The organism is Niabella terrae (genome assembly GCF_054783135.1).
Window position 1 is genome coordinate 54285 of record NZ_BAAGRD010000040.1, and the last position, 14761, is coordinate 69045.

General features: G+C 52.3%; 9 protein-coding genes and 1 tRNA gene. 5 read left to right on the forward strand and 5 right to left on the reverse strand.

The genetic code is table 11. The features are described from left to right. Positions 1 to 23 precede the first annotated feature (23 nt). The 3 genes from ACYVI9_RS17190 (at position 24) to ACYVI9_RS17200 (ending at position 5380) form a co-directional block, all read left to right on the forward strand. Positions 24 to 1688, forward strand: coding sequence for a RagB/SusD family nutrient uptake outer membrane protein (locus ACYVI9_RS17190; RefSeq protein ID WP_460767081.1), 1665 nt, complete (start codon positions 24 to 26; stop codon positions 1686 to 1688). A gap of 65 nt (positions 1689 to 1753) precedes the next feature. Continuing rightward, positions 1754 to 2959, forward strand: a complete 1206-nt coding sequence (locus tag ACYVI9_RS17195; protein ID WP_460767084.1) for an acyltransferase family protein — start codon at positions 1754 to 1756, stop codon at positions 2957 to 2959. A 120-nt stretch (positions 2960 to 3079) separates the two neighbouring features. After that, entirely contained in the window at positions 3080 to 5380 is a 2301-nt protein-coding gene (locus ACYVI9_RS17200; RefSeq protein WP_460767087.1) for a GH92 family glycosyl hydrolase, read from the forward strand. Here ACYVI9_RS17200 and ACYVI9_RS17205 read toward each other — a convergent pair. Beyond that, positions 5364 to 7856 carry a hypothetical protein gene (locus ACYVI9_RS17205; protein WP_460767090.1) on the reverse strand — a complete coding sequence of 831 codons (2493 nt, stop codon included), beginning with the start codon at positions 7854 to 7856 and terminating at the stop codon, positions 5364 to 5366. The two genes, ACYVI9_RS17200 and ACYVI9_RS17205, sit on opposite strands and share 17 nt — an antisense overlap. Positions 7857 to 8203: 347 nt before the next feature. After that, complete coding sequence (locus ACYVI9_RS17210) at positions 8204 to 8815, reverse strand: hypothetical protein (protein ID WP_460767092.1); 612 nt, start codon at positions 8813 to 8815, stop codon at positions 8204 to 8206. A 192-nt stretch (positions 8816 to 9007) separates the two neighbouring features. Here ACYVI9_RS17210 and ACYVI9_RS17215 point away from each other — a divergent pair, with 192 nt between their 5' ends. Together ACYVI9_RS17215 and ACYVI9_RS17220 are read left to right on the forward strand one after the other, a co-directional pair. Continuing rightward, a complete protein-coding gene (locus tag ACYVI9_RS17215; RefSeq protein WP_460767095.1) occupies positions 9008 to 10957 on the forward strand; it encodes a tetratricopeptide repeat-containing sensor histidine kinase in 1950 nt (649 codons plus the stop codon). Then, positions 10950 to 11561, forward strand: coding sequence for a response regulator (locus ACYVI9_RS17220; protein ID WP_460767098.1), 612 nt, complete (start codon positions 10950 to 10952; stop codon positions 11559 to 11561). The genes ACYVI9_RS17215 and ACYVI9_RS17220 overlap by 8 nt, the downstream gene beginning before the upstream one ends. 80 nt (positions 11562 to 11641) lie before the next feature. On the opposite strand, the gene ACYVI9_RS17225 is transcribed toward ACYVI9_RS17220, so the two are convergent. The 3 genes from ACYVI9_RS17225 to ACYVI9_RS17235 form a co-directional block, all read right to left on the reverse strand. After that, positions 11642 to 13060 (reverse strand): RtcB family protein, encoded by a 1419-nt coding sequence (locus tag ACYVI9_RS17225; RefSeq protein ID WP_460767102.1) that lies wholly within the window; start codon positions 13058 to 13060, stop codon positions 11642 to 11644. 91 nt (positions 13061 to 13151) lie between these two features. Beyond that, positions 13152 to 14252, reverse strand: coding sequence for a slipin family protein (locus tag ACYVI9_RS17230; protein ID WP_460767105.1), 1101 nt, complete (start codon positions 14250 to 14252; stop codon positions 13152 to 13154). Positions 14253 to 14585: 333 nt separating this feature from the next. Then, a tRNA-OTHER gene (locus ACYVI9_RS17235) sits at positions 14586 to 14650 on the reverse strand. Positions 14651 to 14761 lie beyond the last annotated feature (111 nt).

The following is a 14761-nucleotide window of genomic DNA, read 5'->3' on the forward strand; positions in this document are numbered from 1 at the left end:
ATTAACGTTTAAACTATTTACGCATGAAACACTTATACAAATATATCCTGCCGGCCGTTCTGATACTGGCGATGGCCGGTTGTCATAAAATTGATATTACACCCAAATCCCTCTACACGGAAGATAGCTTCCCACAAACTGAAGAACAGTTTCAGGCAGTACTTGGTCCGGTTTATACCAGCCTGCGCGGCCATTTTGCCCTGACCTACTTCTTTATCTCTGAATGTACAACCGATGCATCCATCCTGGCTGCCCGTGGTGGGAACTGGTATGATGGCGCCAGCTATGAAGCGCTGCACCGGCACAGCTGGACACCGGACCATAACTGGGTGACGACTGCCTGGAACGATGTGACCGGTTTGATCGGCACCTGTAATCAAACGCTCTACATCCTGAGAAACGCTCCGGATGGCGACGCTAAGAATACCAGCCTGGCAGAAGTACGCACGATGCGGGCCTATGCTTACTGGGAACTCATGGATCTATACGGAGGTGTTCCGCTTGATACCCTGTATCCCAGCCCGGGGCTTCAGGCCCGGGCCAGTCGTGCTGAAGTATTTGATTTTGTTGTTAACGAACTCAATGCGGTTAAACCCTATTTGAAAACCGAAGCAGACGCCTCCACTTATGGCAAGCCCACGGTACATTTTGCCAATGCGTTGCTGGCCAAAATCTATCTCAACGCTGAGGTGTACACCGGAACACCGAAGTACAACGAGTGCATCGCTGCCTGCGACGCCATCATCAGTGCCGATAAATTTGCCGTGCAGCCCCGCAGTTCCTACCTGGAAATGTTCTACCCTTCCAACGGACCTACTACCCAGTCAGCGTTCATTTTTGCCATACCCTATGATCCTTCCACTTCCGGGGGATATATGTTTTACGGACGCTATGACCTGAACCGGAACCTGGGTATGAAGTATAAATATTCGGGCGCCACGGTGGGTTCCAATACCCATCCTGTCGTCAATCAGACCAGTGGTAACGGACTGGTGAACAGCAAGCCCAGCGGGCCCCGTTCCACCCTGTCCCGCTACCTGAATTATTTTCTTTCAGATCCCGGTGATATTCGCCTGAAACAATGGCTTTACGGACCCCAATACTGGGATGATGGTGCCCCGATAATGGTGGCAACCACCAACCTGGGCTATGACCAGTTTTACAGCGGATCCAATGGCAGCGCCGCTTATGTATATCATCTGAATATCGATACCGCCATTCAGCTCCGGCAGAATGTCAGTCTCTTTGACTGCGGTAATGACGAAATTGCCTGGAACCAGGGTGCCAGAAATATCAAGTTCTTCCCCGATGGTGGCTCGACCAGCAGAAATCAGAATAATGATGTACCGGTATTCCGGTACGCCGATATATTGCTGATGAAAGCGGAAGCCATGCTGAGAGGTGGCAGCCCAACCATGGGCCAGTCCGCCCTTTCCCTCGTCAATACGGTACGCACTAACCGGACGACGGCGACTGCCTGGTCTTCCGTAAACCTGGAGCAACTTTATGAAGAAAGATGCCGGGAGTTTGCCTGGGAATGTCTGCACCGCAATGATATGATCCGTTTCGGTAAATTTGAGGATATATATGGTTTTAAAACAAATACGGATGTCACCCGCCGCTTGTTCCCCATACCAACGGCAGCCAGAACCGCTAATCCCAAGCTGGAACAGAATAGTGGCTATTAAAAATTAATCCCTTGTCAGGGGGCTGTTGCTCTGGTGAAGCAGACAGCCCCCTGTTTATGTATACAATGAATCAACCGGTAGCAATGGGCCCTGTTAAAAAAACCGGCGGTCGTTTAAGATCGCTGGACAGCCTGCGGGGTTTTGACATGTTCTGGATCGTCAGCGGGGAAGGGATCGTGCACGGACTGGCTTCGGCGGTCAAAAACCGGTACGGACTCCTGCAGGATCCGGTCAACTGGCAGATCGCGGTTGATGGTCGCCTGAATGGGATGGAACGTGCAGTCATCTGGTTCAGTAACCAATTGCATCATTCGGTCTGGAATGGGTTTAGTTGCTACGACCTGATCTTCCCGCTGTTCATTTTTATCGCCGGGGTGAGTATGCCCTTTTCTTTTGCCAAATCCCTCGAACGCAACCCTTCGGGACGCCGGAAACTATACCGGTCACTGGTCCGGCGCAGTCTGCTGCTCATTGCACTGGGCATGGTCGTGAATGGCGCCCTCCAATGGGAGGCTTACGAGCATACCCGCTTTGCGAGTGTGCTGGGACGCATCGCCCTGAGTTGCTTTTTTGCGGCGGTCATCTACCTCAACAGCTCCCTGCGGGGGCGGATCCTATGGGCCATCGGTCTGTTATTGGGCTACTGGCTTTTGCTTACCCAGGTACCCGTACCGGGATTTGGTCGCGGCCTGCTGACGCCCGAAGGCAATCTGACGGCCTGGTTCGACCGAAGTTTCCTTCCCGGCAAGCTGCATCGGGAAGTCTATGATCCGGAAGGGTTGTTATCGACGGTCCCCGCCATTGTTTCCGCCCTGCTGGGTGTGCTGGCAGGCGAATGGCTGCGCCGCCGGGACCTGACCGGCAGACAGAAAACGGTGGGCCTGCTGGCAGCCGGGCTGCTGCTATTAGGGCTGGGGCTTTTGTGGGGACGGCTCTTCCCGATCAATAAAACCCTCTGGTCCAGTTCCTTTGTACTGGTGGCAGGCGGCTGGAGTCTGCTATTGCTGGCGCTGTTCTATCTGGTCATCGATGTAATGGGCTATAAGAACTGGTGCGCGCCACTGGTGTGGATGGGTTGTAATTCTATATTGATTTATATGCTGGCCCATGGGCTGGTAAATTTTAAGACCAGTTCGGCGTTTATCTTTGGCGGGCTGCTGCAATGGGTGCCTTCCGGTTATCAGGATGCGCTGATCTGGACCGGCGTGGCCCTGATCCAGTTTGCCCTGCTGTATTTTTTATACCGTAAAAAAATATTCTTAAAATTATAACCCGTAATCAGGGTGCAGCCACCCGAAAACCGGGCCAATCCCGCCCTGGTGTTCCGGCCGGCAGCGACTTAACTTTACCGGCGCTGATCCATCCGGACGGCGGTCAAAATATATGAACAGATGACTCTGAAATCCTATTTTCTACAAGGGGCTCTGCTATCCGGCTGCTGTATTTATTTTGGACTGGCAAGGGCTCAGCAATTCCTTGATTATGTGCAACCGCTTTCAGGTACCGCCGCAGCCACTACGCCTGCGGCCCTGAAGCATAGTGAGGCGGGTAGCGAGAAAAACGCCAATACGATTCCGGCGGTCACCCTTCCTTTTGCCATGACCCAGTGGACGCCGGAGACCCGGCTTACAGAAAATAAATGTGTCCCACCTTATTACTACCGCGACAGTTTCTTAACAGGATTCCGGGCCACGCACTGGCTGAGCGGCTCCTGTACCCAGGATTACGGCAGCTTCAGCCTCATGCCGGTGGCCGGCCAGCTGAAAACCGACCCGGCCCTTTATGCCGCTGCCTTCTCCCATCAGCAGGAAACCGCCCGCCCGGATTATTACCGGGTAAAAACGGCCGACTGGGTGGCAGAAATGACTGCCAGCCCGCGCTGTGGGATGTTGCAGCTGCGTTTGGAACAGGACGACAGCCTGTACTTGCTGATCCGGCCCAATAGTGACGAAGCGAAAGGTTTTATTCAGATAGATGAAAAGACGGGAACGGTCTGGGGGTATAATCCGGTACACCGTATTTATCAGGGCTGGGGAGAATCTGCGGGTTTCAGTGGCTGGTTTTATATTGAATTCGACCGGCCTTCTTCCCAATGCGGCAGCTTCAGTGCGGCCGGTATTTCCGGGAAGCCGGTGCGCCGGGATGAGAAAGGGTTGGGCGCTTATATCGGGTGGTCCTTAAAAAAAGGACAGCGATTGCAGGTCCGTATCGGCACCTCCTTCAGCAGCCTGGCGGCTGCCCGAAACAACCTGAGCGCAGAAATCCATCATCAACCCTTTGAAGCCGTTCGTCAGGCAGCTGCCCGTGCCTGGGAGCAGGCCCTGGGTCAGGTTGAAGTGGTGACCGGTGATCAGCAGCAAAAACGTATTTTTTATACCGCGCTCTATCATGCCATGCAGCAACCCCGGCTCTTCAGTGACGTGGATGGCAGCTATCCTGCCTTTAATAGCAAGGGTCGTTTGCTGCGGATGTCCAGGGGTCATTATTATGATGATTTTTCCATGTGGGATATTTACCGCGCCCAATTGCCACTCTTTGAAATCCTCTCACCCGATTTGATCAATGAATGGATCCGATCCTTGATAGCCAAGGCAGCAAGTGGTGGTTGGCTGCCGGTCTTTCCCTGCTGGAACAGTTATACGGCCGCCATGATTGGCGACCATGCCACTGCTTTTATTGCCGGCGCTTACCAAAAAGGCATCCGCGACTATGATATCCAAAAAGCCTATTACTACATGCGGAAAAATGCTTTCGACCGTCCTGACAATGCGGATTATAAAAATGGATTGGGCCGGCGGGCCCTGATTTCCTATAGCAAATACGGCTTTATTCCGATGGAGGATACTGTGCCCGAAGCTTTTCATCATCGGGAACAGGTCAGCCGCACCCTGGAATATGCCTTTGATGATTATGCGCTGGCCCTGACCGCCCGGTCGCTGGGCAGGACCGATGATTACCAACGATTACGAGGCCGGGCATTCAATTATCGCAAGGTCTTCGATACCGCCGTAGGTCTGGTCAGAGGTCGTTACAGGAATGGCAGCTGGTATGAGCCCTTCCGGCCCGACCAACGGGAGCCCTATATCACGGAAGGCACGCCCCGGCAATATACTTTTTATGTTCCCCATGATATCCCCGGACTGGCCGGTTTAATGGGCGGTACTAATGCATTGGAAAAGGCTTTGGACAGCCTGTTCGACAAAGGAGAATACTGGCATGGTAATGAACCCGGGCATCAGATCCCTTTTCTGTACAATTATACGGCAGCGCCTTACAAAACCCAGCAACAGGTAAGCCGGATTCTTAAGGAAGAATACAGCGACGGACCGGGCGGCCTGAGTGGCAATGATGATGCCGGCCAGATGAGTGCCTGGTATGTATTTGCCAGCCTGGGATTTTATCCCGTGGATCCGGTATCGGGCCACTACCTGTTAACGGTCCCGATATTTGATTCGGTTATTTTGCAGATCCCCGGAAAGAAAAAATTTGAAATCATCCGGCACGGGAACGGAAGCGGAGACTATATACAATCAGTGCGGTGGAATGGCCGGCCCTATCTGCCTAATTATATCAGTTACCGGATGATCATGGGCGGCGGCCGGCTGGAATTCGTGCTGGCCGACCAGCCTACGGATTGGGGAAAAGACCCTGCCGCCCGGCCACCCGGCCTCCAGACTAAAGTGCCGCAGTAGCTTTCTCCACCCGGATATTCACCTGCCGGATCATGCTGTCGCCGTCACTGTCCCTGACTTCGAAGCTAAAGCTGGCCAGACCGGGCCTGGCCGGCTGAAATACCGCCTGCGTGCCGCTAATAACGACCTTACCGTTTTCGGCTTTCACCAGCCGGTACTGCGGTGCCCGGGTATATCCGCGGGTAAGGGCTGCCAGGTCTATCTTCAGCTGCTCACCCCGGCTGAAATAATGCGGCAGTGCCATCCAGTGCAGATACGCATCGAGCCGGGTATAACCGTCGCGATCCTCATCCAAATGGGCATCGCTGAAATCACCAACGCCGGACCGGCTGTTGGTATGCGTTAGCGCTTCCCACCAATCCGGCAAACCATCACCATCACTGTCCCAGTTGGCTTCGCGGTGCTGCTCCGGATAGTCTTCCCAGCCACCCACGTCCTGCTGGTGATCGGGCAGTCCCGGCAGACCAGTCTTACTGCCCCGGTAGGTAAAGCTGCTGTCCCTTGTTTCACGAATAATGCGCTGATCATGCAGATCGAAAAAGGGCTGGGTACAGCCCACGTCAGAAAGGACGTCCTTATAGGCCTGCCTGGCGGTTTGAGTCGTCACCAGTGAAGGGAAAAAAGGCTGGTCCACATAGGTTTCATAATGAGTTTTCTCGCCCCGACTCCAGGTCGTATTTCTGCCTTTCTCCTGATGCAGTTCGTCAAAATGACCGGGCATTACATTGCCGGCAAAATAGGCGCGTTGGGTTCCCAGGCCAACGCCCTCATGTTGCATGGTCAGGGCATAAAATTTCTCGGAGGCCGGCCCCGGTTTATAATAATTATTCACAAAATTTACTTCCCGGGATCCGCCGTCAGTAGTTCTATGTTTCCAGTTATAGACGACATTATTGGTAATATCAATATAGCCCGAATAATGCGCATCCCCATCCAGGGCGCCGCCCAGACTCCAGTTTCGGCCGGCACAGTGCGCCAGTAAATTATGATGGTAGCTGCCGGTATAGCCCGAAATGGTAGCCGCAAAACCATGTTGTTTGCCAGGTTCATAGTTTTTATGACCTGCGGCATTCAGGGCCTCAGAAATCAGGGTCCGCTGCAGGGTAATATTCAGGGCACCCCGGGAACTAAAGGCTTCATCGATGGTCCAGCTGATCGAACAGTGATCCATAATGGAATGATTGGCACCCGTCAGCCCCATACCGTCGAAAGTTCGTCCTGCGCCCAGTCGCACCCGCATGAACCGGATGATACAATCATTGCCGGTAGATCCAAATGGGGCGCCTTTAATGCAAATCCCTTTTCCCGGTGCCGTCTGACCGGCAACGGTCACATAATCGTCCGTCAGCGTCAATCGGTCCTTCAGGGTAATGATGCCGCCCACATCAAAAACGATCGTACGCGGTCCGGACAGATGCTCAACCGCATAACGCAGACTGCCCGGCTGGTTGTCATCCCGCAGATTTGTAACATGCACCACTTTACCGTCCCTGCCGCCGCGGCCATTACGGCCATATCCTTCGGCGCCGGGGAAGGCTGTTTGCGCCGGGCGAAAATACCAGACATCTCCCGGGGTAGACCCGGAAGCGGTGATTTCATCTATCCGCCAATAGTAATGATCGCCGCTGTACAGTTCGGGGCTCTGAAATACGGTGTCGGTCTGCCGGCCCCGGTAAGTGGGAGATGCCGGCGTAGCGGAGGCCACCTCCAATGAATCCCGGCCAAAATAAATAGCATGCTCCCGGACGCCGGATGCGGGATGCCAGCTGAGCTGCAGCCGGCGGCCGGTCAGTTCCACATGTTCGTCGCTATAGGCCGGAAAGGGCCGCCCCGCCTGTAAAGCAGGATTAGGTGTATTGATTTCAAAACCATTGATCACGATATTTCTGATCGCTGCGGAACGGGAATCGGTGGCACGAAATTCGAGGATGATATCGGAACCGGCACGGGCCGGCAGATCGATATAGCTTTGGGCAGCATCTTCATTACGCAGGGCTCTTACGGTGGGCAGGACTTCGGCGAGCTGCCGGTTGCCACTATAAATGGCAATCGGGCTGAAATCCTGTTGCGCGCCGCTTTGTGACAGGTTATGATAGGTCAGCAGGCTGTGCCGGCCGGTGGGTAACCCGCTGATCCGCATTTCAATCACCGCTTGCCGGTCGCCGTCTTTAACTGAAATGCCATCAGAGACCAGCCGGGCAAAATAGGGCACTTGCATGCTCAGTTTGTACCAGGAGCTGGCCAGCGTTCCGGTAGGACTATGGATTTTTCTAAAAATGACCTGAACGCCATTATTACGAAAGGTGTCCGCTATCCCTGGTCGGAACTGCCAGGAAGTATATCCCGGTTCGTTAATTTCCTTCAGTTTACGGGTCGTCTCATTCAGGTCTACTTTCAGTACGGGATGCTGCGCCCCCGCCAGGCTGAAAAAACACAAAAAAACAATGATCGGGATAAAAGGAACCTGCTTTATCATAATGGCTTGAATTAAAACTCCGATGATATCACTGCAGCGCCCCCCTGGCAAATAGGGAAGACAGCAGCGGAGACGATTGGCGGCTCCGTATCGGAAGCCGTGTAAAATTAATCGGAAGGCAGCATCCTTTCATGTACCTGAACACTGAACTGATGTATTATTTTACTGAGGATCTGCCGGCTCCCAGCCTTCGCCCACCCTGGTCGATGGTCGGCCGTAAGCCATGTATCCCGTCTTCAGGAAGACAGGATACCGAAAGAATCCGGGAAGCAGCAGGGGTGCAGTTCCCCTTATTTTTCAAAGCCTTTCAAATGAACCTTTCCTTTCGTATCCAACCCCGGATCTTATTACTTGCAATCACAAACAGCACCGCCTCCAAGCACCCCCTGCGTAGACATCTCGGCATAATGCTTCCGCCCCATGGTAATCTCCAGCGTCATATCCGCCATACCGTCCTTCTTAAAGTCTTCATTGTATCGGGTCAGCAGTCCGGAGGCTTTCACCCTGATCTGCCGATCTGAGTTTTCTAACAACTCCACATTCACCTGACCAAGGTCGTTATGATCATCCGCTGCAAATCCATAAAAAGGCCAGAGTGCAAAGCCGCCGGTATGAAATGCGGTTGTTGAAAAAACAGCGGCCGGATAGACGCCGGGAGCCAGTTGGGAATTCAGCAGGGCAGGACCGGCCAGATTCAGTATGGCCGGATCGGATCCTCCCGATTTGGCCTGATCAATCCGAAATCCAAATGCCTGCTCCGCCGGGTCGTTCACATCGGCGCCAGATGTCAATACCAGACGATCCTGTCCAAACCGGTTCGGTTCCACGGTCTGGCCATCCAGGACCAGACGATACCAGCAGGCATCTCCGCCGCCTTCCTTCTCTGAATCGCCTTTACTGCAGGAAACAAAAAGGATCATCAGGGCAAGTGCCCCCAAAAAACTGCTATTCTTTCTCATCTTCATAAATTTATTGTTTAAAAAATGTTCGATACCGAATGGACCAGCCGGTACCGGCATCGCTGGTCGGGTTTACTACCGCAAATCTAGATCGGTGGCCGAGCGGCAACTACCCCTCAAAGGGGGTTTTTTGAAGCCCCTTAACCTCTATCTTTACCTATAAACCCATTTTATAATTACAATACCAGGTCTATGTCTTTTAGAAGTTATCTTCAGATGACGCAAAAACAAACGTTGTATCTCCTGATAAGTTTTCTTCTGCTTCCTGCGCTGGGCCTGGGCCAGGTCACAGACTCACTGGAACAGCTCCTCGTTCACAAAAAGCTGTCAGACGCGGAAAAATTAAAAATATATGATGACCTGAACTGGAAATGGCTCACCAGTGATGTACAGCGATCGCTGGACTTCGGAAAAAAAGGACTGGCACTTGCCCTAAAGACCAATGATCATAAAATGCAGGCTGTTTTTTATAAGGGCCTGGGAACGGGTTATTATATCAAAGGAGATCTTGATTCAGCGCTGCTCGAACTGGACAAGGGCCAGCCGGTTGTCGGGAGGTTGAAGGATTACCAAATGGAAGCCTCTTATCACAATGCTTATGCAAATATTTACCGGGCTCAGGGACAGTATGACCAATCCCTTCAGCATTATTTTGCCGCTGCAAATATTTATGACAACAACAATCGTCGGGATAAATTGCCCATTCCTTACGGCAATATTGCAGGCGTCTATCAAGTGATGAAAAACTATGATCAGGCGATTAAATACTTTACGATAACCGAAGGGCTGGCCCGGGAATTCAATGATCAGGAAGGACTGGCAGGCGTCTATCTGTCGATGTGCGATATAAGCCTTGAGCAAAACCAACCCAAAGACAGTTCTGTAAACTACGGCCTTAAAGCCGTCGAAATTTTCCAGTCCCTCGGAAATGAATTGGCGACAACCAATGCCCGGCTGACCCTTGCCAAAGTTTACGCCAGGCATAAAGACTATATACAATCTGAAAAGATTGCCCTGGAGGCGGTCACCGCAGCCCAGAAAATCGGTATGCCTGTTCTTTTGGCCAAGGCCCTGATGATTCGTTCCAATGCCCTGCTGAACCAGAAAAAATTTGCTGCGGCTGCGCGCCTGGCAGCAGAAGTCCTGGCCACGGATTCGACCGACAAAAATATTACCCGGAATGTGTACTATAATCTGGCAGTAAGCAGTGGTTATCTGGGAGCATCCGAAAGTTTCCTCGACTATATGGGAAAGTATAAGGATATCTCTCAGCTGTACACCACCCAACAATATCATCAGGCCGTCTCTGATACCGAAGTCCGGTACGAAACAGAAAAAAAACAGCTCAAAATAGACGCCCTGGAAAAACAGCATCGATTATTTATATGGCTCGGTATAGCTGGCGTATTGGTTTTACTGGCGCTGCTCGCATTTGCATTGGTCCGATACCGGCTGGCTGTCAATAAAAGAAAACTCGCTGACGAAAAAGCCCGGCGGCTCGAGCAGGAAAAACAACTGGTCGCCGTCCAGGCGGCCCTGGATGGAGAAGCTTCCGAACGCAGCCGGCTGGCCAGGGACCTGCATGACGGGCTGGGCAGTATGTTATCCATGGTAAAAGTCAATCTGCCGGTGGTACGCGGAAATGCGTTTATAGAAGAAGTGGATGCGTCTCGTTTTCAAACGGCCCTGGGCATGTTGGACGACTCCATAAAGGAGCTCCGGAGGGTGGCGCACCATATGATGCCGGAATCGCTGCTACGTTTTGGCCTGCGCGCCTCCTTGGCCGATTTTTGCCAGGCGATTCCTATTGCTGAATTTCATTATTTCGGTAATGAACAGCGACTGGAGGAAAAAATGGAAATTATGATCTACCGCTGTATCCATGAACTGGTCAATAATGCGCTGAAACATGCAGCAGCCAGCCAGATCCATGTCCAGCTGGTACAGGAGACCGATCGGATCTCTTTTACCGTACAGGACGACGGCAAAGGTTTTGACAGGGCAGCAACTACGGAGGGCATGGGTCTGAAAAATGTCCGCCAACGGGTTACTGCTTTTGGCGGTGAACTAAATATTTACAGCTCCGGACAGGGCACTGAGATTCATGTGGACCTGGTCATTAAAAAAGACAGCAATGATTAAGGTAGCGATTGTTGACGATCATAAAATACTTGCCGAAGGACTAAAGAGTCTGATCGAAGAATCCAATCTGGCGGAGGTCGTGGGCGTGGCCCATACAACGGAGAAATGCCTGCGTATGCTCCCTTTCTGGAAACCTGAAGTGCTTTTGCTGGACGTGGGGCTTCCGGATAAAAGCGGCATCGATTTTTGTAGAGAACTTAGGGAAGCATTCCCTTCCCTCAGGATACTGGCGCTCACCACCCATACTGAATATGCCGTCATCAGGCAAATGCTGGAGAATGGCGCTTCGGGTTATCTGATTAAGAATGCCATGACAGAGGAAGTCTTAGCAGGTATCCAGGCGGTAGCCGCCGGACAAAGTTTCCTGAGTCATGAAGTAGATTTACTGATGCGGCGCAGTCCCGAAAAAAACATCTGGCTGAGTCCGCGGGAACGCGAGTTGCTTCGTCTGATTACCGAAGGGCTGACCAACCAGGAGATCGGTGAACGAATCTTTCTCAGCCCGGAAACGATTCGTGGTTACCGGAAAAACCTGTTGTTTAAACTGGGTGCCCGTAATACCGCCGTACTGGTAAAAATGGCGCTGGAAAAGAAATTGATCTAAAAAGAGGAAATGGCCGGGCATTCGCCGGCGCATTCCCGCTTCCCTATGATCAGGCTCATTATCCGCTGATTGATCACCCCTTATCGAAATTTTGGTGGTGCACCGTCCATTCGCACAATCCGGGGGGTGAACCTGCCGACAATATCTACCAGCATTTTCTGGGATTCCATTACCTGATGAATGTCTTTATAAGCAAAGGGAGATTCATCAAGACCACCACCCAGCAGGCGCACACCTCTTTTTTCGAGTTCCTGACGGAACTGCTTTTCAGTGATGCGCTGCATCGCCTGGCTCCGGCTCATTTGCCGGCCTGCACCATGAGAGGCAGAATGGACCGCTGCGGCAAGTCCCCGGCCTTTTACAATAAAGCCATCGGCTGTCATACTGCCTGGAATAATGCCCAGTACACCGGCGCCTGCCGGCGTCGCGCCCTTACGATGCACAATGACCTGTCGCCCTTCGAGTTCTTCTTTCCAGGCGAAATTGTGGTGGTTTTCCACCCGTTTCAGCGGCCGCCCCAGTTGCCTGGCGATCTTATCATGGATAACCTGATGGCAGGCCGAAGCGTAGTCGCCTGCGAGGTTCATGGCCTGCCAGTACTCCGCCCCCTCAGATTCATCCAAATCCAGCCATGCCAGGTTTTTTGCTTCCTGCGGCAATCGTCTTTTACTGATGGCCACCCTGGTATAATGATTGGCGATATAGGCGCCCAGCCCCCTGGATCCTGAATGCGTCAACAATCCAATATAAGAACCCGGTGTCACAGCCAACTTCTCATCCGGCGCCTCAATGCTTACCAGGCCAAACTCCGCAAAATGATTGCCTGAACCCGAACTGCCCAACTGTTTCCAGGCACGGCCATGAAGTTTTCGGAGCAGGGGCATTTCGGTAAACAAGGGGTGCTCCATGATACCATGGTCTGTCGCCTTATCAAACTGGGCGCCGCTGCCAAACAGGGTCGCGGCCTGTAGTTCGCGCACGAGAAAATCTTCCCGGCGCCCCAGCTGATCTGCCGGGATGTCAAAAATACTCAGGCACATCCTGCACCCGATATCCACGCCCACACCATAGGGAATGACTGCATTGTCGGTGGCCAATACGCCACCAATAGGCAGTCCGTAACCATGATGGGCATCGGGCATCAGCGCCCCTGCAACCGCAACCGGCAGCTTCGCCGCCTGATACATCTGGTGCATGGCGCCTTCCCCAATATGCTCGGCGCCGAATACATTAAATGAAATCCCCGCCTTGTTCAGCGACAGTGCTGCACCTTCATTTGAAGCCGGCTCCGGTACCAGCCTGGTTGCAATAACGCCGAGACAATTATCGGCAAGATAATCCTCCGGTGTCATCAGCAGTTTTTTCAATAACGCCAGGACCTGTTTTTTTTCTGAATATTTAAAGTTTTTTTGTACGGTATGCATTGCCACCGATATCACCGGACCTTCGGGATATCCGATCGCCCTTAGTTCTTTACCGCTAATTGTAAGTTTACTCATGTCCTTTGTTTTTATTGCTACCGATCTTTATTCGGGTACAATTATTTTTGAAAATAAGCATCCGCCATTCAACTAAATGACGGATGCATGCTTATTGAGCTGGCAAAAAGAGCTGCTTTAATTGATCGATTAAAACCCCGTTTCCACCAACGCTGATATGGCTGATTTTTTCCGCAATTTTCTCCACATGTTCCATTTCCCTCAGTTTCCACAACATCGCATTCTCCTCCATCAACCGGGCAGTATTCAGCAGGCTCCGGGTGCTCGCAGTTTCCTCCCTGCGGGTAATCGAATTTGCCTGCGCTCTCTTCTCCGCTACCAGCACCTGGTTCATGATTTCTTTCATTTCCCCAGGCAGTATAATATCACGGATACCAAAGTTTAGGACTTCCACGCCCATATCCCGGGCCTGGTGCTGTACCGCCTGCAACACAAAGGGTGCCAGTTCGGCCCTTTTGTCCAGCAATTCGTCAAAGCGGTAGCCGGCCACAAATTCCCGCAAAGCCAACTGTACAGCAATGTACAACTGTTTTTCGTAGTCCTTATGCTGTAATACGGCCTTTTCAATCACCGCCACGCGGTACTGTGCCCAGGCATTAATCCGTAAAGCGGCTTTATCATGGGTAAGGATCTCCTGCCCGTTTACCTCCATTTGCTGTCGTCTCAAATCCACCCGCACAATCCGAACATCCATGGCATTTCTCCACCAGTAATAATAACCGCTTTCCAGCAGTTTTTCATAATGCCCGTTCACAAACAAGACCGCGGCTTCATGGCCTTCCACACCCACGACCCTCACATAGGGAGATAAGATCGGGTGCTGCAGCAAAGCAGGTTCAAGCTGATCGGGAATTTCCAGCACGGAATTATCTACCAGCACAAACTGATAGTTGATGGCGCCGGATTTCCAGAATGCATATTCCCCCGCCTGCAAAACCGCTTTCAACAAACCATTTTCAAACTGAATGGCCAGTTCGTGATCTTTCACCTGCACCACTTCGAGTGCGGCCGCCAGTTGCGGGTCCTGCAATAGCAGGTTCAGGGCCACCGGCGCTTCGAAAGCCCCCTGCCGTTCATAAAGGATGATCTTCCGGTTCCAACGCCAGTAGACACCCTCCTCCAACAGTTCTTCATAAACACCGTCTTTAAATACCAGTCCCAACTGGTAGGCATTGATTTTTACCCTTTTCATTTCTATTGATTTCTAATTAAAAAATTGCTTTTAAAACAGCTCGGTACCGAAACGGCTGCCGCTGGCCTCGCGGAGCCGGCAAGCGATAAAAAGTCCGAATCCCCTCAGGCGGACCGGCTGTTGCGATAGCCCTGCTATCCCTAAAGCCTGTAGGCTGAACGATTCGCGGTCTTAATAGCTGCTGCCGGCTGCTGGCGGGCAAACGGTGCAGATCGAAGGAACCCGGTTCCATCCGCTGCTGCCGTTCCGGTCTGTCGCTGTACGCATATTAGCAGTGCGCGCTGCTTTTGCCTTCAGATTAAAGCTCTGATGTTCTACCTTTGAACTATCCAATAGGACACTGGAGCGGGATTCGAACCCGCAGTGGTGCAACTGCTCTGCCACTGAGCTATCGTCCCTGGGAACGAAGGGGAATCGAACCCCTGTCTGCCGCGTTCTTAGCCATGCTCCGCATATGCACAACAGCATACAGTAGGTTACAACCGCCTGCACTGTGCTGCCTGTCATAC